Source organism: Actinomadura harenae (assembly GCF_003696215.1).
Taxonomy (GTDB): domain Bacteria; phylum Actinomycetota; class Actinomycetes; order Streptosporangiales; family Streptosporangiaceae; genus Spirillospora; species Spirillospora harenae.
The window spans coordinates 1-22,162 of sequence record NZ_RFFG01000046.1; the positions used below are offsets into that span (position 1 = coordinate 1).

Sequence of the window (22,162 nt, forward strand, 5' to 3'; positions counted from 1 at the left end):
CGGGGCGACGTCGGCGAGCCGCGCCGCCAGCACCCCCCGGTCCCGGACGGCGGCGTCGCGTTCGGCCTCCGCGTCGTCCAGCGCCTCCTCGAACAGGTCCCGCTCGGTGAGCGCGTCCGCGAGCTGCCCGGCGAGGTGGTCGGCGTGCTGCTCGGCCTGCGACCGGGCCTGCTCGGCGGCGGACGCCTCGTCCCGCAGCAGCGTCAGTTGCCGCTTGGTCCGCCGCTCGGAGCTCGCCAGCACCGACTCCAGCTCGGCGAGGCGGGACCGCAGCCGGTCCAGCTCGGACGCCGCCCGCTCCTCACCGGCCGCCGCGAGGGACTCGGCGGACTCCGACACAGCGGGCATCGTCTCCTCCTCGGGCGGCTCGGCCGGGGGCGGGACCTTCGGACGCAGCCGGCGCGGCAGATGCTCGTTCAGCAGGGTCGCCGCGTCGGCCGCGACGCCCTCCGGGGACGCGCCCGACCTGGCGGCCAGCGTGTCGTCGAGCAGCGCGGTCAGCAGGCCGTGCCGGTCCCGGACGGCGGCGCGGGTGAAGGTCGTGTCGTCCTCGGCGTTCCCGGACGACCCGAAGTACCGCGCGCCGCCCGCCGGGATCGCCCGCTCGGGCAGCAGCCCGGCCAGCACCCGGCGGCCCGGCTCGATCACCACGGCCACGCTCAGCAGTCCGGGCCAGTGCACCCGGAACAGCGTGTCGATGCTGCTCAGCGCCTTGCGGGAGTCGAGCGACACGACCAGCACGCCGACGCTGCGCTCGGGATGCCCGAGGCTGCCCGCGACCAGCGCGAGCCGCTCGTCCTCGGCCCCGTCGTCCGGCTGGACGCCGTCCAGCGGGAACAGTTTCAGCGGCTCGCCGGTCACCGGCAGCCCGCCGGAGTCGCAGATGTGCTGGCGGTCGATGCCGAGCCGCACGCACGGCGCCACGGCGCGGTGCGTCCAGCCGCGCTCGGCGTGCGCGGCGACGCCCCACTCGACCAGCCCCCGGGGCGAGTCGCGCAGGACGACCGCCGCGCGGACGGCGCCCGCGGCCGGGTCGCTCCAGCGGGCGGTGGTGCGGGCGACAAGCCGGGGCGGATCCGCCCCGGCGCCCTCCTCACGGTCGAAGCGCCACGGCCGGATGCCCGCGTCGTCGCCGGGGATCGGCGCGCGGGGCGGCGGTAGCGGAAGGGTGGCGGCTCGGGAGCCTAGCAGGCGGCTCTGGGGCAGCGCGGTGGCTCGCGGGGCGCACGCCTGGAGCACGCCGGTGCGCGCCGCGCCCTTCCCGAACGCCTCGAACAGGGCGTCGGCGAGGGCTCGGGTCGCGCGGCGCGGGCCGGCGTCGGCGATGCCGCGCATCCAGATCACACCGGCGCAGGCGGGGTCTGCGTGGTCGTCGATCACGGTGTGCTTCCCTCTCGTCACGGGTTCCGCACACCCCTATCCAAACCCGAACCGGGCCCTTCCCTCCGGCGAACGGCGTATGTCGCCGTTCTGAGAGTTTTCCGACGTTCACCGCCCGCGTCCTTTACGAAGTAAGATCCGTGCCGGGCGGCACCCACCGCGGACCGGCCCGGGAGGCGGGGTCAGCCGTGCGGGAACTGCTGGGTGTCGGTGCGGACGGAGTACTCCTTCGGTTCCTCCAGCGCGCCGCCGCGCCGCCGCTCGGTCCGGTGGCCGAACAGCGAGTAGTCCACGATCTCCGGGATCACGCGCGGCGCGTCCACGACCACGTCGGAGAACAGGTGGACCAGGCCGCACGCCACGAGGCCGACGACGATGATCACCGCGCCGACGGTGAACAGGATCCAGCTCGGCCCGACGCACAAGGCGATGCCGCCGAGCACGAACCCCAGGAAGACGATCGCGACGGCGACCCACGAGCTCGGCCTGCCCGCGTGTGAGCCGTGCTCGGCCACCGATTCGGTGGCCGTTGTGTCCGACATGACGAAACCCCCCAGAATCCGCCGGTTCTAGCTGGAATCTTCCCTGATCATCGCGGTGCGTAACCATGGACGAGCGGACGGTGCGGATCTAGCATTCGCCCCGTGCTCCTTTCCGGTGCCCTGCACTACTTCCGCGTCCTGCCCGAACAGTGGCCCCACCGACTGGCGATGCTGCGGGCGATGGGCCTCGACACGGTCGAGACCTACCTCGCCTGGAACCTGCACGAACCCGAGCGGGGACGCTTCGTCCTCGGCGGCCGCGCCGACGTCGGCCGGTTCCTCGACCTCGCGGCGGACGCCGGGCTCGACGCGATCGTCCGGCCCGGCCCGTACATCTGCGCCGAATGGGACAACGGCGGGCTGCCGTCCTGGCTGCTGGCCGACCGGTCCGCGCGGCTGCGCTGCCACGACCGCGCCTACCTCGGGCACGTCGCACGCTACTTCGACGCCGTCCTGCCGGCGGTCGTGGAGCGGCAGCGGACGCGCGGCGGGAACGTCGTGATGGTGCAGGTGGAGAACGAGTACGGCGCGTACGGCACCGACCGCCGGTACCTGGAGTGGGTGCGCGACGCGCTGCGCGAGCGCGGCGTGGACGTCCCGCTCAGGACGTCCGACCCGCCGACCGACTACGTGCTGGCCGGCGGCGTCGTGCCCGGCGTCGCGGCGGCGGTGAACTTCGGGCACGACCCGGAGACCGCGTTCGCGACCCTGGCCCGGTACCGCCCGGACGACCCGCCGATGTGCATGGAGTTCTGGGACGGCTGGTTCGACCACTGGGGTGAGCGGCACTCGACCCGCGACGCGGCCGACGCCGCGAACGTGCTCGAGCGGATCCTCGCGACGGGCGCGTCGGTGAACCTGTACATGGCCCACGGCGGCACGAACTTCGGCACGACAGCGGGCGCGAACCTGGGCGGCGACGAGTCCACCGGCGCGTACCAGCCGACCGTCACGTCCTACGACTACAACGCGCCGATCGACGAGCGGGGCGCGCCGACGGCGAAGTTCCACGCGTTCCGGGAGGTGCTGGCGAAGTACCAGGCCCGCGCGATCCCCGAGCCCGAGGCGATGCCGCCGGTGCTGCCCGCCGGGACCGTCCGGCTGGACGAGACGCTGCGGCTGCTGGACGTCCCGCCCGCGAAGGTCGCCGAGGCGGTCGTGCCGCCGACGTTCGAGGAGCTCGGACTGCACCACGGGCTGGTCCTGTACCGGACGCGGGTCCCCGGCCCGCGCGGCGCGCACGACCTGCACCTGGACGGCCTGGCCGACCGCGCGCACGTGTACATCGACGGCGCGCTCGCCGCCGTGCTGGAGCGGTCCGGCGAGACGTCCGCGCCGGTGGGGGTGCCGGGCGGGAGCGCGACGCTGGAGATCCTCGTCGAGTCGATGGGACGCGTGAACTACGGGCCCGGGCTCGGCGACCGGAAGGGGCTCGTCGGGGGCGTCCGGCACGCGCGGCAGTTCCTGCACGGGTGGACGGCCGCCACCTACCCCGTGGACGACATCTCCCACCTGCCCTGGGGCAGGCGGGACCGGGCCGGGCGCGGGCCGGTGTTCCACCGCGGCGTCCTCGACGTCGGCGAGCCGCGCGACGGCTACCTCGCGCTGCCCGACTGGACCAAGGGCTACGCCTGGGTCAACGGCTTCTGCCTGGGCAGGTACTGGGACCGCGGGCCGCAGCGGACGCTCTACGTGCCCTGGCCGCTGCTCCGGCGCGGCGCGAACGAACTGGTCGTCCTGGAGCTGGACGGCGTCGCCGACCCGGTGGCCGAGATCAGGACCACGCCCGATCTCGGGGCACACCGGTTTCGTCGAACGAGATGCCGGACCGTCCGCTCCTGACTACGCTGCGTGCGCCATGACGACCACGCACGGCCTCAGCGAGATCATCGTCGGGGAGGCGCTCGAACGGCGCAGCCCCGCCCAGGGAACGACCTATCTGTCGGGCTCGGGGCCCGTCCCCGGCGCGCACATCCCCCCGGTGCTCGTCGCGCCCGTCCCGGAGCTGGTGGAGGCGCTGCGGGCGTGCGACATGTACGGGATGGTGAGCGCGCACATCGACTGGGCGCGCCGGGGGCGGCCGCTGGTCCCGGACGGCGCTCCGGTGCCGGACGACGTGCTGGCGCTCGTCCGGGAGCGGCTCCCCGACACGGCGCCGCGCGGTGACGCGCTGCGCCACGCGGCCCGGGTGTTCTGGGACGTCCTGGTCAGGGCCGACATCCTGCACCCCGACGACGAGGAGCGGGTGCTGCGGCCGGGCGCGACCGCCCTCGCGCTGACCGGCCCGGACGAGGACGGGGCGCTCGCCGCCTGGCACCGCACGGTGATCGCCCTGCTCGACGAGTGGGGCCACGACGGGCGGCAGGGGCTCACCGCGAACCTGCTCGTCTCGATCTACACCTACGACCAGCCGATCCCCCGGACGAGCATCACGCCGTGGCTGGACGAGGACGGCCGGGCCACCATGGGCCACCATCTGGACGCGCTGCGCGAGTGCGGGCTGGTCGAGTTCACCGCCGCGAAGGTCGGTATCACGCCGCTCGGCCGGTCGGTGACCCGCGTCCTGCTGGAGGACGCGACCGGGATCCGGGTGCCGATGGTCGGCGACCACGCGGACGGCGACGCGGCCGGGCTGCTGGAGGCGCTGCCGTTCTACCCGTCGTTCATGGTCGACCCGGAGGTGCGGCTCTGGCTCGTCCACGGCGGCCGGACGCGGGAGGACGGCGCGGCCGAGTTCGCCGCGGCCCTGCGGGAGGTCGCGCCCGGCGCCCGCCGCGCCGGGCTGGACATCCTGACCGGCAAGTACGGGCGGGCGTTCGGCGAGGCCGGGCCCCGGGCCCTGCTGGACCTCGCGGACGATCCGGCGCTCGCCGGGCTGGTCCGGAGCCGCCTCGCGGACGGGGAGCGCGACGCGCTCTCCCGGCCCGCACCGGCCGGGTCCGACGCGTGGGCCCTGATCGACATGGTCGCGGAGGGCCTGGAGAGCGGCGAGCACACGCCGCACGCGATCATCACCGAGCTGGGGTACACCGGCTGGCCGGAGGACAAGTTCGCCAAGCTGCTGGGCCTGTTCGCCGAGTCGGACCATCCGTGGACCGGACGCGTCCTGACGCTGATGGCCGAGCACCACCCCGAGCCGTCCAGCGCGGCCGCCGCCCGCGCCCTGCTCGACCCGCTCGGCTGAGCCGGCGGGCGGGAGCACGGCCGTCCTCCGGCGCGGCGCGGCGCCGGAGGGCCGGGGGCTGAGGCCGCGGCGGGTCAGAAGGTCAGGGCGACCTTTCCGTGGAGGCCGCCCGCGCGGAAGCGCTCGTGCGCGGCCCGGACGTCGTGGACGCCGAAGGCGGAGTCCACGCGGAGCCGCAGCCGGCCGTGGTCGACGAGCTCGGTGAGCTCGTCCAGGCCGGGGCCGTCCTCGCGCACCTGGTGGACGGTGGTGCGGACGCCGCGCGCGGACAGGTCGGGCACCGGGCCGGCCTGCGTGGCGATCGAGGCGTACCGTCCGCCGTCGGCGACCGCGTCGGTCACGAACGCGCCGAAGGTGTCGAGGACGGCGTCGTAGGCGCGGTCCTCGAGGGCGCCGGGGTCGGTGGTGACCAGGCCGGCGCCGTGCTCGCGGGCGAAGGCGGCCTGCTCGTCCCGGGAGACCAGGGCGTCGACCCTCACGCCGCGCGCGAGGGCGATCTGGAGCGCCAGGCCTCCGACCGCGCCCGCGGCCCCGGCGACGAGGAGCCGCTCGCCGGACGAGACCGCGAGCCAGTCCAGGGTCTGGAGGGCGGTCAGCCCGGGGAGCGGGAGGGTGGCGGCCTCGGCCAGGGTGACCGCGTGCGGCGCGAAGGCCACGGCCTGCGCCGGGAGGGCGACCAGGTCGGCCCAGGTGCCCCGGCCGGTGGCGAGCTGGTGGGACATCGCGATGACGCGTTCCCCGGCGCCGAGGCCGCTGTCCCCGGCGTCGACGACGATCCCGGCCAGGTCCCAGCCGAGGGTCATCGGCAGCGGGGGCGTTCCGCCGCCGATGACGCCCTCGCGGGTCTTGTCGTCGACCGGGTTGAGGCTGGTCGCGATGGTCCGGATCAGGACGTCCCCGGGGCCCGGCTCGGGCCGGGGGACCTCGGCGAGGCCGAGGACGTCGGGGCCGCCGAACCGGTCGATCTGTATTGCGCGCACAAAGAACCCTTCACGCGGTGGACCGCTGACCTGCGCTGCAACACGCGCGATGATCTTGGGATTCCCCGGGGCGCGGCCCGTCCGGGACGGAAGGGGGCGCGCCGCCCGGCGAGCCGGTTTTCAGCCGAAACATGAGCGGGCTTTGACTTGGGCCGGACCCCCTTCCGGGAAAGAAACGATCATGGGCATTCCCGAGTCGCGCGCGTCCCGTCCGGTCCCGCGCCATACGGCCTCCCGCACCCTGGCCGGACGGCCCCGGCCCGTCCGGACCCCGGTCTCCCCGCCGCCCCCGGCCCGGCCGCCGCGGACCGGCGCGAGACGAAGCGGAACCGGCGGCGCGGCACCCCGGGGAGGTCGGCGGCCGTGAACCCCGTCTTCTCCCCCGACATCGCCATCGACCTCGGTTCCCGCAGCGTGCGGGTGCACGTCCGGGGACGCGGGAAGGTCGTCGCGCAGCCGCCGCTGCTGGCGACCTGCGCGCGCACCGGGCGGATGCTGGCCGCCGGGGACTCGGCCGCCGAGATGCGGCGGCGCGCCCTGCCCTGGGTCCGGTTCGAGCGGCCGTTCGAGGCCGGGATCCCGATCGACACCGAGCCCGCGTCCCGGCTGCTGCGCCGCCTCGTCCGGGCCGCGCAGGGCAACCGCCCGTACCTGGTGAAGCCGCGGCTGGCGGTGGCCGTCCCGACCACGCTGACCGACGTCCAGGAGCGGGCGCTGCGGGAGGTGCTGTACTCGGTCGGCACCCGGCAGGCGCACCTCGTCCCGACCCCGATGGCCGCCGCGCTCGGTGCGGACCTGCCGGTCGAGGGCACGCACGCGACCATGGTGGTGGACGTCGGAGCGACCGCGACCAGCGTCGCCGTGCTCGCCTGGGGCGGGCTGATCTGCGCGCACCACTCCCTGGCGGGAGGGGACGCCCTGTCCCGCGCGATCGCCTCCCTGATCCGGCACCGGGACGGGCTGCTGATCGCGGAGCAGACCGCCGACGAGGCCAAGCTGCGGGTCGGCGCGGTGCGTCCCCGCGCGCGGCAGCGCACCCGGCGCATGGTCGTCCACGGCCGCAACCTGCGGACCGGGCTGCCCGGCGCGACGGTGCTGTCGTCCACCGACGTGGAGGCGGCCGTCGCGGGCCCGCTCGCCGAGATCGTCCGGACGGTCCGGACGGCGCTCGCGCTGTGCCCGCCCGAGCTGTCGGCCGACATCATCCCCACCGGCATGCTGCTGACCGGCGGCGGCTCGCGCCTGAAGGGGCTTCCCCTGGTGCTGCGCGAGGCGACCGGCCTGCCCGTCCGGGTGGCGGCGGACGCCGAGGACGCCGTGGTCACGGGCGTGGCCCGCTACCTGGAGACGCTTCCCGCGTCGGTCCGGCGCTTCTACGCCGGTTCTCCCCGGCTGATCTGGCCGGGGACCAAGCCGTCCTGGCTCCCCGCGCACTGACCGGAACGCGCCATTCCCTCCCCTCACATTCCCGTGCGGGGGGTGGGAGGCTGGTTCGGCTGAATCAGCGAACCGGAGGTGCCTCTTGTTCGATTCTCAGAGTGCCGGACGGCGCGCGGCGCTGGCCGCGACGACCCTGGCCTGCGGTGCGGGCCTCGTCTGGGCGGGATCGCCGGCGTCGGCCGACGCCCGCGGGGACTGGCAGCCGTACCGGGCCAAGCCGTTCGTCGATGTCGGGGTGTGCGCGTTCACGGTGCGCGCCGACATCGTCAACGACGAGGAGGAGGTGCGGACGCTCTCCACCTATCCGGACGGCAAGGTCGAGTGGCAGGAGTTCCGGGGCGATCTGCTCATCCGCTTCACCGGCAACGGCCACTCGGTGGTGCGGGACGTGCCGGGATACGGGTGGTTCCACCACCTCAAGGACGGCACGCTGCGCATTCGGATCGACGGCGGACTCAGCCTCGGGATCAAGCAGGGCAACGTCGGATCTCCGGCGGGCGAGTACATCCTGCACGGCCGCTTCAACGTGGAGCGCAAGGCGGACGGGAACTGGATCATGCATCCCGCGGGCGCCACGGTCGAGAACCTCTGCGACACGCTGAGCTGACACTCCCTCGGACATAGCCGACGCTCCCGCAGACGGGGCGCAGGCGAGAGAGCCCGGGTCCGCGCGCCGGACCCGGGCTCTCTCGCCTGCGTGGAACCTGGTCAGCCGACCTGGCGTCCGACGCGGCGCGCGTCCATCTGCTCGCCGAGCTTGCGGAGCCGGAACGCCGCGCCGATCAGCACCGCGCCCATGACGATCGCGAACAGCCCGATCAGCCAGGCCACGGCGATCGCGCCGGAGACGGGCCAGATGAACAGCACGAGACCGAACAGCACCGACACCGCGCCCGCGGCGCCGAGCAGCCACGCGTCGTCCACCACCTTGCGGAGCCGGATCGCGCCGACGATCTCCAGGACGCCGGTGATCAGGGCCCAGGAGGCGATCAGCAGAAGCAGCACCAGCGCGGTGACACGGGGCCAGACGAAGGTCATCAGGCCGAGCAGGATGCCGCAGACCCCGGCGACGGCGAGCCAGCCGCGCGACTCGCCCTCGACGCCGGTGAACGCCCCGGCCAGCGCTACCACGCCGTCCACCAGGGCGTACGCGCCGAACAGGAGGGTGAGCGCCCAGACGGTGATGCCGGGCCAGAACAGGGCGAGCACCCCGAACAGGACGGCGAAGACGCCCCGGACGAGCAGCACCCACCAGTGGCGGCTGAGTTGACCGATCATGCCGGAGACCTGTCCGCGACCGGCTGCGGGCAACACCATCACCGCGCCCAGGATGGGCAAAATCGCACGAACAAGAAGATCAGGGCGGGCGTCAGGCGCCGATCAGGCTGCCCGCGACATAGGTGATCGCCATCGCGATCAGCCCGCCGAGGACGTTGCGCAGGACGGCCCGTCCCGGCGGCGCGCCCCCGAGGCGCGCGCTCGTCCAGCCGCAGATGACCAGCCCGATCACGACCGCGACGACCGTGACCCACACGCGCACCGACGGCGGCGGCAGGACGATCGCGAGCAGCGGCAGCAGCGCGCCGACGGTGAACGCGACGAAGCTCGCCAGCGCCGCCTCCCACGGGTTGGCCAGCCCGTAGGGGTCGACGCCGGCCTCCATCGCGGCGTGCGCGGCGAGCGGGTCGCGGGCCGTCAGCTCGAGCGCGACCTGCCGGGCCACCTTCGGCGTCAGCCCCTTGTCCACGTACGCCTGGGTCAGCTCGTCGAGCTCCTCCTCCGGCTCGTCCTCGAGCTCGCGCCGCTCGGTCGCCAGGAACGCGCGCTCGGTGTCGCGCTGGGTGCTGACCGAGACGTACTCGCCCGCCGCCATCGACAGCGATCCGGCGAGCAGGCCGGACAGGCCCGCGAGCAGCAGCGTCGACTCCTGGGCGGTCGCGCCCGCGACGCCGACGACGATGCCGGCGGTCGAGACGATGCCGTCGTTCGCGCCGAGCACCCCGGCGCGCAGCCAGTTCAGGCGGTCGCTGAAGTTCTTCTGCTCCACGGGATCAGGTGCCGTCCTGGCCCGTGCCGGCGGTCACGCCACCCGAGGGCGCGCCCGCGGACCTCTCGTACTGCCGGTCGACGCGGTAGTCGAGCCCGCCGTCGATGTAGTCCACGATCACGGTGTCGCCCTCGTTGAGCTCGCCGCCGAGCAGCATGCGGGAGAGCTGGTTGTCGACCTCGCGCTGGACGGTCCGGCGCAGCGGACGCGCGCCGAACTGCGGCTGGTAGCCCTTCTCGACGAGGTTCTCCTTGGCTGGGACGGTCACGATGAGCTCCACGTCCTGCCCCCGGAGCCGCTGCTGGGTGTTCTCCAGCAGCAGGTCCACGATCTGGAGCAGCTCCTCCCGGCCGAGCCGGTCGAAGATCACGATCTCGTCGATCCGGTTCAGCAGCTCCGGGCGCAGCGTCTGCTGGAGCAGGTCCATGAGGTTCGCGCGCAGCTCGTCCTCGCCGCCGGTGTTGTCGAGGATCATCTGCGCGCCGATGTTGCTGGTCATGATGACGAGCGTGTTGGAGAAGTCGACCGTCCGGCCCTGGCCGTCGGTGAGCCGCCCGTCGTCGAGCACCTGGAGCAGGATGTTCATCACGTCCGGGTGGGCCTTCTCGATCTCGTCGAACAGCACCACGCTGTGCGGACGCCGCCGGACGGCCTCGGTGAGCTGCCCCGCCTCGTCGTAGCCGACGTACCCGGGCGGCGCGCCGACCAGCCGGGCGACGGTGTGCTTCTCCTGGTACTCGGACATGTCGATGCGGATCATGTGGTCGACGCCGCCGAACAGCACGTCCGCCAGGGCGCGCGCCAGCTCGGTCTTGCCGACGCCGGTCGGCCCGAGGAACAGGAAGCTGCCGATCGGGCGGTTCGGGTCGGACAGGCCCGCGCGGGACCGGCGGACGGCCTCGGCGACCGCGTCCACCGCCCGCTCCTGGCCGATGACCCGCTCGTGCAGGTGCTCCTCCAGCCGCAGCAGCCGGTCCCGTTCCTCCTCGGTGAGCTGCGCGACCGGGATGCCGGTGCGCCGCGACACCACCTCGGCGATGTCGGTGGCGGTGACCTCGGGCGACCGGTCGTGGCCGTGCCGGGCGGCCTCCAGCTCGGGCCGCAGCCGGTCGATCTCGCCGGTGAGCTCCTTGGCGCGGTCGTAGTCCTCGCCCGACACCGCCTGGTCCTTGTCCCGGTGCAGGCGGTCGAGCCGCTCCTCCAGCTCCCGGACGTCGTCGGCGGGCACCGCCGAGCGCAGCCGGACCCGCGCGGACGCCTGGTCCATCAGGTCGATCGCCTTGTCCGGCAGGAACCGGTCGGTGATGTACCGGTCGGACATCGTCGCGGCCGCGTCGAGCGCGTCGTCGGTGATCCGCACCTGGTGGTGCGCCTCGTAGGCGTCGCGCAGCCCGGCGAGGATCTCCACGGTCTGCTCGACGGTCGGCTCGGCGATGAGGACGGGCTGGAAGCGGCGCTCCAGCGCGGCGTCCTTCTCGATGTTCTTGCGGTACTCGTCGATCGTGGTGGCCGCGACGACGTGCAGCTCGCCGCGCGCGAGCGCGGGCTTGAGGATGTTCGCGGCGTCCATGCCGCCCTCGGCCGAGCCCGCGCCGACCAGGGTGTGCACCTCGTCGATGAAGATGATCAGGTTGTCGGAGTCGGCGCGGATCTCGTCGATGACCTTCTTGATCCGCTCCTCGAACTCGCCCCGGTACTTGGACCCGGCGACCATGCCGGTGAGGTCGAGCGCGACGACCCGCTTGCCCTTGAGCGTGTCCGGGACGCCGCCGTTGACGATCCGCTGGGCGATGCCCTCCACGATCGCGGTCTTGCCGACGCCGGGCTCGCCGATCAGGCACGGGTTGTTCTTGGTGCGCCGGGACAGCACCTCGACGGCCTGCTCGATCTCGTCCTCACGGCCCACGACCGCGTCCAGGCCGCCCTGCCGGGCCTCCTCGGTGAGGTCGCGGCCGTACTCGTCCAGGGTCGGGGTGTCACTGCCGCCCTCGCCCTGGCGGGCCGTCCCGCCGGGCGTCCCGGGGCGCTGCCCCTCCTCGCCCGCGAGCGCCCGCTGGAGGTCGTCCACGCCGACGCCCTGCGAGGCCAGCAGCCGCGCGGACGCGGCGTCGGGGTTCATCGCGAGCGCGAGGACGACGTGCTCGGGCCCGATGTAGGACGAGCCGAGCGCGTTGGAGATCCGCTGCGCGTCCAGCAGGGCCCGCTTGGCGGACGGTGTGAACGTGGACGGCGGGGACCCGGGCGTCCCGGACAGCGCCTCGTCGATCGCCTTGGTCAGGCCGTCCGGGTCGGCTCCCGCCGAGCGCAGCAGCGTCCGCCCCGGGTCCTCCTGCGCGGCGGCGTTGAGCATGTCCAGGGTGTCCAGGTCGGGGGCGCCGCGCTCGCCCGCGTTCTGCAGGGCGCGGACCAGCAGCTCCCGTCCCTGCTCGCTGAGCAGCCGGCCGACGTCCACCCGCTGCACGCCGGGCCGGGCGGGCGGCCAGGACTCGCCGCCGAAGACGCGGCCGCCGAGCAGGTCGAAGCCCCGGAAGGGGTCGTCGAAGAACGATCCGAACGGCGAGTTGGTCACGAGATCCCCCCAAGAACGGCGACAAGGGGCTCGTTTCCGTCGAGGACGGGCCATAACACCAGGTCAGCCACCTGGTTGGGTAAACAGCCGCCCGGTCGGCCCGCACGGCCCGCGCGCCCGGCGGCGCCGCCCCGTCAGTCTTGGGAGCGCCTGCGGCCTGCCTGGCGCATCGCCTTCTCCTTGGCCTTGTCGGCGGCGGAGCGGGCGCGGTGCAGGGCGCTCTGGGCCCAGGCGAACTCGGTGGCGAGGATCGCCAGGCCGAGGACGATGCCGAGGATGCCCGGCCCCGGCGTGACCATCATGACCACGCCGACGGCGAGGACGGAGGCGCCGACGACCAGCACACCGCCGCGCCAGGCGAGATGGGTCGCCCGGTTGCGGCGGACGTGCGCGCGAAATCGCGTCATCCGGCCGTTCGGTCGATCCTTTTCCATGTCAATAGCCACGCTTTTACCCAAGGTCAGGGGGTGATGGCCATGATGCGCATCGTGCCCGCTTTTATTCGGTCCGGGACGGGCCCTCCGGTGGTTGCACACGCGAGTCGGGTCCGTCTGGAGAACACAACGACCCGGAGTGCCGAAATGATCCGATTGCCCAGGTCAAAGGCTAAATGTTCGGACGTGATATTGGTCACACGACACGCGGACGGCGGAATGTTCCCACAACTCGGCCCAGTTACGCGTCATAGATCGCGGGGACATCCGTGAGGGGAGTGAAGTTCCCACCCATCGCCCGCACCGCACCGCGGGACCGACGTCCGAAGGAATGGCCATGAACAGCAGCAGCACCACCGTCTCGGCCGAGCTGGGCCTCCGACTCGTCGTCCCCGACCGCACCACCGTCCCCCTGCTCGCCGGCCTGTCCTACGCGGCCGACGACCCCTACGCGATCCGGATGGCCTTCTACGTCGGCGACGACGAGCCGGTCGAATGGATCTTCGCGCGCGAGCTGCTGACCGTCGGCATCGTGCGCCGCGTCGGGGACGGCGACGTCGCGGTCTGGCCCTCGTCCGACGACGACGAGACCCTCGACATCGCGCTCAGCTCGCCGTTCGGCGACGCGCTCTTCGAGGCGCCGCTCGGCCCGCTGGCCGACTTCCTGCACCGCACCTACCAGGTGGTGCCCGCCGGCCAGGAACCGCGCTTCATCGACATCGACGCGGAGCTCGCCACGCTGCTCTGGTCGTCCTGACCGGCGTCAGGGACGGCCAGGGCCCTCGGGCCGTCCCCGGACCGTCCGCCCGCGTGACGCGGCGGGACTTCACTCCCCCGAATCCCCGCCCCCATCGACGACGCCCGCGACCGGGCCCGCGACCGGCCCGCCCGCGGGCCCGCCGGTCAGTTCGGTCAGTTCGGTCAGCCGCGCGACCTGGCGCATCTTGTTCATCGCGTCGAGCGCCGCGACCTTGTACGACTCCGCCAGCGTCGGATAGTTGAACACCGCGTTGACCAGGTAGTCCACGGTGCCACCGCAACCCATCACGGTCTGCCCGATATGCACCAGCTCGGTCGCGCCGGTGCCGAACACGTGGACGCCCAGCAGCGACCGGTCCTCCGGCGAGACCAGCAGCTTCAGCATCCCGTAGGAGTCCCCGATGATCTGGCCGCGGGCCAGCTCCCGGTACCGCGACACCCCGACCTCGAACGGGATCTTCGCCTCGGTCAGCTCGTCCTCGGTCCGCCCGACGAAGCTGATCTCGGGGATGGTGTAGATCCCGATCGGCTGCAGCTCGGCCATCCGGGCGACCGGCTCGCCGCACGCGTGGTGCGCGGCGAGCCGTCCCTGCTCCATGGACGTCGCGGCCAGGGACGGGAAGCCGATCACGTCGCCGACCGCGTAGATGTGCGGGACCTCGGTGGCGTAGTGGGCGTCGACCTTGATCCGCCCGCGCCGGTCCGCGCCCAGGCCCGCCGCCTCCAGGTTCAGCCCGTCGGTCTGGCCCTGCCGTCCGGCCGAGTACATGACGGTGTCGGCCGGGATGCGCTTGCCGCTCTCCAGGACGGTGATCACGCCCCCGCCGTGCCGCTCCACGGCCACGACGGCCTCCCGGAACCGGAAGGTGACCGCGAGGTCGCGCAGGTGGTACTTGAGGGCCTCGACGATCTCCAGGTCGCAGAAGTCGAGCATCCGCTCGCGCCGCTCGACCACGGTGACCTTGGTGCCGAGGGCGGCGAACATCGAGGCGTACTCGATCCCGATCACGCCCGCGCCGACCACGACCATGGACTGCGGGATGCGCTCCAGGTGGATGATGCCGTCGGAGTCGATCACCGTCCGGTCGTCGAAGGCCACCGTGTCCGGACGCGCCGGGCGGGTGCCCGTGGCGATGACGATCCGCTCGGCGCTCACCTTCGTCTCGCGCCCGGAGTCCTCGGCGGACACGCCGGACGTCACGCCGACCGTGTGCGGGTCGAGGAACCGCCCGGTGCCGGGCAGGACGGTGACGTGGTTGCGGGCGAGCTGGCTGCGCACCACGTCGACCTCGCGGCCGACGACGTGCCGGGTTCGCATCCCGAGGTCGGCGACGGTGATGTCCTCCTTGACCCGGTAGCTCTGCCCGTACAGCTCCCGCTGGCTGAGCCCGGTGAGGTACAGCACCGCCTCGCGCAGCGTCTTGGACGGGATCGTCCCGGTGTTGATGCAGACGCCGCCGATCATGTCGCGGCGGTCCACCACGGCCACCCGCCGCCCCAGTTTCGCCGCCGCGATGGCGGCGCGCTGCCCGCCGGGACCCGAGCCGAGCACAAGCATGTCGAAGTCGTACACGCCCCTCAGTGTGGCGAAGGTCCGCTGTTTCCATAAGACCCGGCAAGACCCGACTTGGAATGATCTTTAGGCTGGGGCGGAACGAGCGGGGGTAGGCAGTGGGCATGGAGATGCTGGGCGTCGACGTGGGTGGATCGGGCATCAAGGGCGCGCCCGTCGATCTGGGCACGGGCGAGCTGACCGCGGAGCGGCTGCGGGTGCCGACCCCGGAGCCGTCCGCCCCGGCGGCGGTCGCGGCCGCGGTGGCGCAGGTCGTCGAGCACTTCGGCGGGGACGGCCCGGTCGGGGTGACCTTCCCCGGCGTGGTCGTCGACGGCACGACCCTGACCGCCGCGAACGTGAACCACGGCTGGATCGGACTGGACGCGGCGGAGCTGCTCGGCCGCGCCACCGGACGCCGGGTCACCCTCCTCAACGACGCCGACGCCGCCGGGATCGCGGAGATGACGCACGGCGCGGGCCGGGGACGGGCGGGGACGGTCGTCCTGCTGACGCTCGGCACCGGCATCGGCAGCGCCCTGTTCGTGGACGGGACACTCGTGCCCAACACCGAGTTCGGCCACATCGAGATCCGTGGCAAGGACGCCGAGCACCGCGCGGCCGCGCGGGTCCGCAAGGACAAGGACCTCACCTGGGAGCAGTGGGCCGAGCGGCTCAGCGAGTACCTCCAGCGGCTGGAGGGCCTGATCAGCCCGTCGCTGATCGTCCTCGGCGGGGGCGTGAGCCGCAAGGCCGACAAGTTCGTCCCGCTGATCGAGGGGGTACGGGCGCCGATCGTGCCCGCCGCCCTGCGGAACACGGCCGGGATCGTCGGCGCGGCGATGGCCGCGGCGAGGACGGCCGGGCCCGTCCAGGCCCACACCACCGCCCCCGCCACCGCCCCCGCCACGGCCTCCGACACGGCCCCGGCCTCGGCCTGGTGACCGGCTCCGGCCGGGCGGAGCGAACGCCGCCCGGCCGGAACCGGATCAGCCGAGGGCGACCGTCGCGATCTCCCAGGGGCGCAGCGGCAGGACGAGACGTCCAGGCGCCGCCTCCGGCTCCCCGGTCGGACCGCCCGCCAGGTCGCAGCGGGTCGCCGAGGTGAAGTCGCCGGTCACGACCGCCTCGCCCGGCTCGGGGCGCTCGTTCACCACGCGCAGTTCGAGCTGGCCACCGCGGCGGCGCAGGGACGACAGGACCACGCCGTCCCCCTCGATCCCGATTCCGGAGCGGGGCTCCGGCGCGCCCTCCGGCGCGGTGCCCGCCACGGCCTTCAGCTCGTGCCCGTACAGCTCGGCCGCCGCGAGCACCTCGGGCCCGGGACGGTCGCCGTCGTAGCGCATCAGGCCCAGCTCGAAGACGTGGCGGCCGGGGCACTGGGCGTCGGGGACGGCGACCTGCGGCCCGGCGGGCTCCTCGCGCAGGCCGTTGTCGTCGCGCGACAGCCAGTTCACCGACCGGAGCAGCGTCAGCGCGAGCTCGGTGCCGTCGTTGACGACCTCGTACTCGGTGACGTGCCGGAGCAGCACCGCGAGGCCGCCCGCCGCGACGAACGCGTGCGCGGAGAACGTCGGGAGCGGGACCTCGCCGTGCCCGCCCTCGCCGGTCAGGCCGCGCTCGACGACGGCGAACTGCCCCTCGCCGAACGAGGTCGCCGCGCGGCGCGGCAGCCGCAGGTGCAGCCGGACGCGGTGGTCGCGGGAGGGGTTGTCGAACGCGACGGACATCCGCGTGAACGGCTCGTCCGCGTGGACCTCCGCGAGCGTCCGCACGGCGACCCTCGCCGACGCGTCCGAACGGCCGTCCACCTCGGCCTCGACGGGCCATCTGTACTCGCGGGTGACCGCCACGGACGCGACGAGCGGCCCGGTCTCGACGACCTCGACGCGCTCGGACAGCGGCTCGTCCACCAGGACGTCGCGCTTGGGCGGCGCGTAGTTGTAGGAGTCGCCGATGTCGCCGCCGTCCACGATCCGGCCGAGGTCCCGGAGGTCGACCAGGTCGTTGCGCGGACGGTCCGCCTCGACGCGCGCCGGGTGCCGCGGCTCGACGGCCGCGGCCTCGACGGTCGCGACGCCGAGCGGCGGAACCTCCACCAGCACCGGCTCGCCGACGCGGACCACGCCGCGCCGCCGCACCGGCGACGGGTTCACGACCAGGTGCCCGTCCCTGCCGACCTCGGCCGCCAGACGCCCGGTGACCAGGTCGAACACGGCGTGCCCGAGCTGCTCGGCCTCGGCCATGCGGGCGGCGACCTGCTGCGCGGTCGCGTCGCTGCCGCATCCGGTGACCGAGTCGTGGCAGCTCACCTCGATCAGCTTCCGCCACGCCAGTTCGAGGAACCGGTCGGCCGAGCCGTCCGGGAGCCAGAGCGCGGCGAGCGGTTCGGCGTAGCGGGCGACGCGCCGTTCGGCCGCGCCCATCGCCGCCTTCAGCGGGATCCGGACGGAGAACACGCCGGGCAGGATGTTCGCGCGCGCGTGCGAGCGCATCTCGCCCTCGACCACGGGCAGGCCGTCGAGGGAGCCGTCCGTGAGGAACTCGCCCAGCGTCGCCAGCCGCATGGGCAGCGAGGCGTTCTCGACCTGCTCGGCGAGGTCGGCGGCCGGGGCGGTGTGGTCCGATCCGTACATCGCCAGCGACGGCCCGCCCTCGGGACGCCACTCGCGCAGCCAGGCCGCGACCTCCTCGGCGCGCTCGTCCACCAGGCCCGCGTCGCCGAACATGTGGACGGCGTTGCCGTAGCCGCCCGGCAGGTACTCGGTGCGGACCCGCGACCCGTCCGGGGCCTGCCAGGCGAACGCGTGCGTCGTCACCCGCGCCGGGACGCCGCGCCACACGCACGCCCGGTCGATCCCGAACCCGCGCAGGATCTGCGGCATCTGCGCGATGTGCCCGAACATGTCGGGCAGGTAGCCGAGCCGCATCGCGCCGCCGAGGTCGTCCGCGCGGCGCAGGCCGAGCTCCAGGTTCCGGACGATCGTCTCGCCCGAGCACAGGAACTCGTCCATGAGGATCTGCCACGGCCCGACCGCGAGCCGCCCCTCCCGGACGAGGCGCCCGACCAGTTCCGCGCGCTCGGGCCGGATCTCCAGGTAGTCGTCCACGGCGGCCATCTGGCCGTCCAGGGTGAACCGCAGCCGGGGGTCGCGGTCCATCCGCTCGAGCACGTCGTCCAGCAGTCCGACCAGCCGCAGCCGGAACCGCTGGAACGGCAGGTACCACTCCCGGTCCCAGTGCGTGTGCGGGACCACCACCAGACCTTCGTCGTTCGCCGAGTCGTTCGCCGAGTCCGTCAACCGCATAGTGCGATCACCTCGTTCCTGTCAGTTTCGAGGCGGTGTGTTCCTGTTCCGAGAGCGGGCAGCGTCACCCGGTCGCCGCGCACGGCCGCGCGCCGTCCGTCCGGCCCGCACAGGACGGTCCCGTCGGCGTCCAGCGCGTGCAGCTCGTCGCCGAGCCGCAGCAGGATCGGGCCGCCGCGCGGGCCGGGGGTGACGGCGGTCCGCCCGGCCGCGATCGCCGCGACGACCGCCTCCGGGGAGTCGTCCTCGGCGAGCACCCAGGTGGTCGGCTCGCCGAGCGTCTTGTGCTGGGACGGGTCGTGGAAGTCGCTGCCGCCGAGCGCGACCGTGTCGTCCCGCCAGAGCGCGGCCCACGCGAGCGGCGCGCCCCACGTCCGATCCCACCAGGACGAGTGCCACAGCTCCACGTGCCGGGGCCGGGCGCCCGGCGGGACGTCGTGCCGCCACGCGCAGTCCCCCGACAGCGGATGGTTGATCGACAGCACGCCGCCGTCGCCCGGATCCCACTCGGCCGCCGGGCGCCGGAAGTCGATCCAGCCGACGTCGCCGAACACGTTCGCGTGCCCGTAGTCGGTCGTGACCTCCTGCCCCGGGACCAGCACGATCCCCGCGTGCTTGGACACCCCGGGCAGCTCCGGATGGTGGCTGACCGTGTTGTGGTCGGTGACGGCGAGGAAGTCCAGGCCCTGCCGCACCGCGAGCCCGGCCAGCTCGGGCACGGTCAGCGTCCCGTCGCTGTGCACGGTGTGCGCGTGCAGGTCACCGGCCAGCCACCGCGTCCCGGACGGCTCGGGCAGCCCGTCCCGCCGCGCCGGACGATCCGTCACGGCGGGCGGCACCGGCGTCTCCGGACGCTCCGGCGCGCGGTCGTGCAGCGTGACCGTGACCTCGTACGGAGTGCCGTCCGGCGGGATCCGGTGCAGCCGCAGCCACACGTGCCACTCCCCCGGTTCCAGCTCACCGGGCAGGTAGCCGGGCGTCGCCCAGTCGGCGGCGATCGTGTAGGTGTCCCGCGCGCCGCCCGACCAGCCCCGGAACCCGTCCGGACCGCCGCACCCGAGATCGATCACGCCGCCCGTGAAACCCAGCCGGACGGTCAGGGCCGCCGTCCCCGGCGGCACCTCGAACGGCACCTCGCGCATGATCCGCTCCAGCCGGTCCTCGAGCGTCCACACCCCCTCGAAGCGGATCATGCCGCCGCCGTCACGTCGTCGGTCATCAGTTCTCCTTCGCGGTAGAGCAGGGAACGGCCCGGGCGGGGGCTCGCCCAGCCCTCGTCCCCGGGCCGGGGTTCGGCGTCCTCGGGGACGACGACGCGCACGGGCGCGCCGCCCTCCGTCTCCAGGGTCACCAGTGAGCTGGTACCCAGGTTCTCGATGACCACGACTCGCCCGTGGAACGCCGCGTCCACGGGCGCCGGGGAGTAGTCGAGGTACTCGGGCCGGACGCCGAACACGACCGGCGCGCCGTCCTCGACCCGCACCGGCGGGCGCAGCCGCGCCCCGGCCGCCTCGACCAGGCCGTTCACCACCCGCGCGTCCACGAGGTTCATCGGGGTCGAGCCGATGAACGAGGCGACGAACAGGTTCGCGGGCCGCCGGAACACCTCGGCGGGCGTCCCGACCTGCCGGATCCGCCCGGTCTCCATGACCGCGATCCGGTCGGCCATCGCGAGCGCCTCGGCCTGGTCGTGCGTGACGAACAGCGTCGTCACGCCCAGCTCGTGCTGGAGCTTCTTCAGGAACGTGCGGGCCTCCAGGCGCAGCCGCGCGTCGAGGTTGGACAGCGGCTCGTCCAGCAGGAACACCGCCGGGCGCGCCGCCATCGCACGGGCCAGCGCGACCCGCTGCTGCTGCCCGCCGCTCAGCTCCGCCGGACGGCGTTCCAGCAGGCCGGCGAGCCCGAGCGACTCCGCGACGCCGGCCGCCGCCGCGCGCCGCTCGTCCTTGGGCGCCTTCTTGATCCGCAGCGGGTAGGCGATGTTGTCGGCGACGGTCATGTGCGGGAACAGCGCGTAGTCCTGGAAGACCATGCCGACGTCGCGGCGTCCCGGCGGCAGCCGCGTCACGTCGCGGTCGCCGATCCGGACCGTCCCGGACGTCGCGGTCTCCAGCCCCGCGATCGTCCGCAGCAGCGTCGTCTTCCCGCACCCGGACGGCCCGAGCAGCGCGAAGAACGCGCCGTCCGGGACGGCCAGGTCCAGCCCGTCCACGGCCCGGACGCCGCCCGGGTAGTCCTTGGTCAGCGCGCTCAGTTCGACCCCGGTCACCGTTTGATCCCTCCGTGGAACCGGAACCCGTACCGGCGGCTGACCAGCAGGTACATCAGCACGACGGGCACCGAGTAGAGCAGCGAGAAGGTGGAGATCAGGGCGAGGTCCGGCTGCCCGCCCTCGGTGTAGAAGGTGTACATGATCACCGACGCCGGGGCCTTGTCCGGATCGCGCAGCAGCAGGAACGGCATCAGGAAATCGCCCCACACCTGCGCGACCGTCCAGATCCCGACCATCGCCAGGCCCGGCCGGATCACCGGGACGACCACGTGCCGCAGCGTCTGGAGCGGCGACGCGCCGAACACCCGCGCCGCCTCCTCGTAGGACGCGGGCGTCGCGTCGGTGAAGTCCTTCAGCAGGAAGATCGCGGTCGGCAGCAGGCCGCCGGACAGCACCAGCACCACGCCGAGGTGCGAGTCGACCAGGTGCAGCTGCGTGGCGAGCAGGAAGATCGGCACCATCGCCGCCGTCCCGGTGATGATCGACGACAGCAGGAGCAGCAGGTAGAGCAGGACGTCCCGGCCCGGCAGCCGCACCCGGCTGAGCGCGTACGCGGCGAGCGCCGCGAACACGACGACGATCGCCGCCGTCCCGGCCGCGAGGATCACCGAGTTCTCCAGCGACCTCAGCGCGTACGGGTCGTCCAGCAGGACGCGGAAGTTGTCCAGCGTGAAGCCCGGCAGCGACACCTGGATCTTCGGGTTCGCGTCGAACGGGGCGCTGGCCAGCCACAGCATCGGCAGCGCGAAGAACGCGAGGACGAGCGACACGAACGTGGTCGCGGCGATCCGCCGCAGCGCCGTCCTCATGCCCGCCTCCTTCGCAGCGCCCGCAGGTAGGCGAACGCGATGAGCAGGTTGACCAGCAGCATGACCAGGGAGATCGCCGCGCCGAAGCCGAGCCGTCCCTCGCCGAGCGCGGTCCGGTACACGTAGGCCGACATGACCTCCGAGCGGTTCTCCGGCCCGCCCGCCGTGATGAGGAACGGGGTGAAGTCGTTGAACGTCCACAGGCTGACCAGCAGCAGGCTCGTCAGCGCGTGCCCGCGGATCTTCGGCAGCACCGCGTCCCGCAGGGTCTGCCAGGTGGACGCGCCCGCCAGCTTCGCCGTCTCCAGATGGGACGGCGGAACGTTCCCGAGCGCGGCCGTGTAGAGCATCATCGAGAACGCCGTCCCGCGCCAGACGTTGAACACGACGATGCAGGCCATCGGATGGTCCAGCAGCCAGGCGGTGCCGGGCGTGCCGAGCATCGCGTTCAGCGTCCCGCCGTCCCGGTCCAGCAGCGCCAGCCACAGGAACGCCACGACCGACCCGGGCAGGATCCACGCGAGCAGCACGAGCGCCTCGACCGTCCGGCGGACGGCGGCCGGGCGCTCCCGCATCACCCACGCGACCGAGAACCCGAGCACGGTCTGCCCGAGCACCGCCGACCCGCCGACGAACTCCAGCGTCAGCCACAGCGAGTTGTGGAACCGGCCGTCCGCGAGCACGTCGGTGTAGTTCCGGACACCGGTGAAGTGCGGATGCGTGGCCGCGAGCCCGGTGAGCCGGTAGTCGGTGACGCCCAGGTACAGCGTCCACAGCGCCGGGAACACCAGGAACACGACGATGAGCACCAGCGCCGGGGCGACGAACGCGGCCGCGCGCCGCCGCCCCAGCCCGACGACGTCGGTCGCTTCCTCCCTCACGGGCT

At 73.6% G+C, this 22,162-nt stretch carries 19 protein-coding genes; 6 read left to right on the forward strand and 13 right to left on the reverse strand.

Going from position 1 to position 22,162, the window contains the following annotated elements; all coding sequences use genetic code 11:
• Positions 1-1,380 (reverse strand): hypothetical protein (locus EBO15_RS24075; protein ID WP_407643384.1); only part of this gene is annotated, 1,380 nt, incomplete at its 3' end.
• Between the two features lie 182 nt (positions 1,381-1,562).
• Positions 1,563-1,922, reverse strand: coding sequence for an HGxxPAAW family protein (locus EBO15_RS24080; RefSeq protein WP_122196713.1), 360 nt, complete (start codon positions 1,920-1,922; stop codon positions 1,563-1,565).
• A 102-nt stretch (positions 1,923-2,024) separates the two neighbouring features.
• Here EBO15_RS24080 and EBO15_RS24085 point away from each other — a divergent pair, with 102 nt between their 5' ends.
• Together EBO15_RS24085 and EBO15_RS24090 are read left to right on the forward strand one after the other, a co-directional pair.
• Entirely contained in the window at positions 2,025-3,764 is a 1,740-nt protein-coding gene (locus tag EBO15_RS24085; RefSeq protein WP_199744772.1) for a glycoside hydrolase family 35 protein, read from the forward strand.
• Between the two features lie 16 nt (positions 3,765-3,780).
• Positions 3,781-5,106 (forward strand): hypothetical protein, encoded by a 1,326-nt coding sequence (locus EBO15_RS24090; protein WP_122196715.1) that lies wholly within the window; start codon positions 3,781-3,783, stop codon positions 5,104-5,106.
• Positions 5,107-5,180: 74 nt separating this feature from the next.
• Here the strand turns inward: EBO15_RS24090 and EBO15_RS24095 are convergent, their stop codons facing one another.
• Positions 5,181-6,086: an NADP-dependent oxidoreductase gene (locus EBO15_RS24095; protein WP_122196716.1), complete on the reverse strand. Its 906-nt coding sequence runs from the start codon at positions 6,084-6,086 to the stop codon at positions 5,181-5,183.
• 363 nt (positions 6,087-6,449) lie between these two features.
• Between EBO15_RS24095 and EBO15_RS24100 the strand changes: the two genes are divergently transcribed.
• Together EBO15_RS24100 and EBO15_RS24105 are read left to right on the forward strand one after the other, a co-directional pair.
• Positions 6,450-7,523 carry a rod shape-determining protein gene (locus EBO15_RS24100; RefSeq protein ID WP_158628342.1) on the forward strand — a complete coding sequence of 358 codons (1,074 nt, stop codon included), beginning with the start codon at positions 6,450-6,452 and terminating at the stop codon, positions 7,521-7,523.
• 85 nt (positions 7,524-7,608) lie between these two features.
• Positions 7,609-8,133 (forward strand): hypothetical protein, encoded by a 525-nt coding sequence (locus EBO15_RS24105; protein ID WP_122196718.1) that lies wholly within the window; start codon positions 7,609-7,611, stop codon positions 8,131-8,133.
• A 101-nt stretch (positions 8,134-8,234) separates the two neighbouring features.
• On the opposite strand, the gene EBO15_RS24110 is transcribed toward EBO15_RS24105, so the two are convergent.
• The 4 genes from EBO15_RS24110 to EBO15_RS24125 form a co-directional block, all read right to left on the reverse strand.
• A complete protein-coding gene (locus EBO15_RS24110) occupies positions 8,235-8,804 on the reverse strand; it encodes an HdeD family acid-resistance protein (protein WP_122196719.1) in 570 nt (189 codons plus the stop codon).
• 91 nt (positions 8,805-8,895) lie between these two features.
• Positions 8,896-9,573: a VIT1/CCC1 transporter family protein gene (locus EBO15_RS24115; protein WP_122196720.1), complete on the reverse strand. Its 678-nt coding sequence runs from the start codon at positions 9,571-9,573 to the stop codon at positions 8,896-8,898.
• Positions 9,574-9,577: 4 nt separating this feature from the next.
• Complete coding sequence (locus tag EBO15_RS24120) at positions 9,578-12,142, reverse strand: ATP-dependent Clp protease ATP-binding subunit (RefSeq protein WP_199744773.1); 2,565 nt, start codon at positions 12,140-12,142, stop codon at positions 9,578-9,580.
• 134 nt (positions 12,143-12,276) lie between these two features.
• On the reverse strand, positions 12,277-12,549 hold the full coding sequence (locus tag EBO15_RS24125) for a PGPGW domain-containing protein (RefSeq protein WP_233616401.1): 273 nt from the start codon (positions 12,547-12,549) through the stop codon (positions 12,277-12,279).
• Positions 12,550-12,913: 364 nt separating this feature from the next.
• Between EBO15_RS24125 and EBO15_RS24130 the strand changes: the two genes are divergently transcribed.
• Positions 12,914-13,333 (forward strand): SsgA family sporulation/cell division regulator, encoded by a 420-nt coding sequence (locus tag EBO15_RS24130; protein ID WP_122196723.1) that lies wholly within the window; start codon positions 12,914-12,916, stop codon positions 13,331-13,333.
• A 69-nt stretch (positions 13,334-13,402) separates the two neighbouring features.
• On the opposite strand, the gene sthA is transcribed toward EBO15_RS24130, so the two are convergent.
• Complete coding sequence (sthA, locus tag EBO15_RS24135) at positions 13,403-14,908, reverse strand: Si-specific NAD(P)(+) transhydrogenase (protein WP_122196724.1); 1,506 nt, start codon at positions 14,906-14,908, stop codon at positions 13,403-13,405.
• Positions 14,909-15,012: 104 nt separating this feature from the next.
• Here sthA and ppgK point away from each other — a divergent pair, with 104 nt between their 5' ends.
• Positions 15,013-15,831, forward strand: coding sequence for a polyphosphate--glucose phosphotransferase (gene ppgK, locus EBO15_RS24140; RefSeq protein WP_122196725.1), 819 nt, complete (start codon positions 15,013-15,015; stop codon positions 15,829-15,831).
• Between the two features lie 45 nt (positions 15,832-15,876).
• Here the strand turns inward: ppgK and EBO15_RS24145 are convergent, their stop codons facing one another.
• The 5 genes from EBO15_RS24145 to EBO15_RS24165 are packed head-to-tail and all read right to left on the reverse strand — an operon-like array spanning position 15,877 to position 22,157.
• Complete coding sequence (locus tag EBO15_RS24145; RefSeq protein ID WP_122196726.1) at positions 15,877-18,195, reverse strand: glycoside hydrolase family 38 N-terminal domain-containing protein; 2,319 nt, start codon at positions 18,193-18,195, stop codon at positions 15,877-15,879.
• Positions 18,186-19,388: a CehA/McbA family metallohydrolase gene (locus EBO15_RS24150; RefSeq protein ID WP_122196727.1), complete on the reverse strand. Its 1,203-nt coding sequence runs from the start codon at positions 19,386-19,388 to the stop codon at positions 18,186-18,188. The genes EBO15_RS24145 and EBO15_RS24150 overlap by 10 nt, the downstream gene beginning before the upstream one ends.
• Positions 19,385-20,464 (reverse strand): ABC transporter ATP-binding protein, encoded by a 1,080-nt coding sequence (locus EBO15_RS24155; RefSeq protein WP_122196728.1) that lies wholly within the window; start codon positions 20,462-20,464, stop codon positions 19,385-19,387. Before EBO15_RS24155 ends, EBO15_RS24150 begins: the two co-directional genes overlap by 4 nt.
• Positions 20,461-21,276, reverse strand: a complete 816-nt coding sequence (locus tag EBO15_RS24160) for a carbohydrate ABC transporter permease (RefSeq protein ID WP_122196729.1) — start codon at positions 21,274-21,276, stop codon at positions 20,461-20,463. Before EBO15_RS24160 ends, EBO15_RS24155 begins: the two co-directional genes overlap by 4 nt.
• On the reverse strand, positions 21,273-22,157 hold the full coding sequence (locus EBO15_RS24165; protein WP_199744774.1) for a carbohydrate ABC transporter permease: 885 nt from the start codon (positions 22,155-22,157) through the stop codon (positions 21,273-21,275). Before EBO15_RS24165 ends, EBO15_RS24160 begins: the two co-directional genes overlap by 4 nt.
• Positions 22,158-22,162 lie beyond the last annotated feature (5 nt).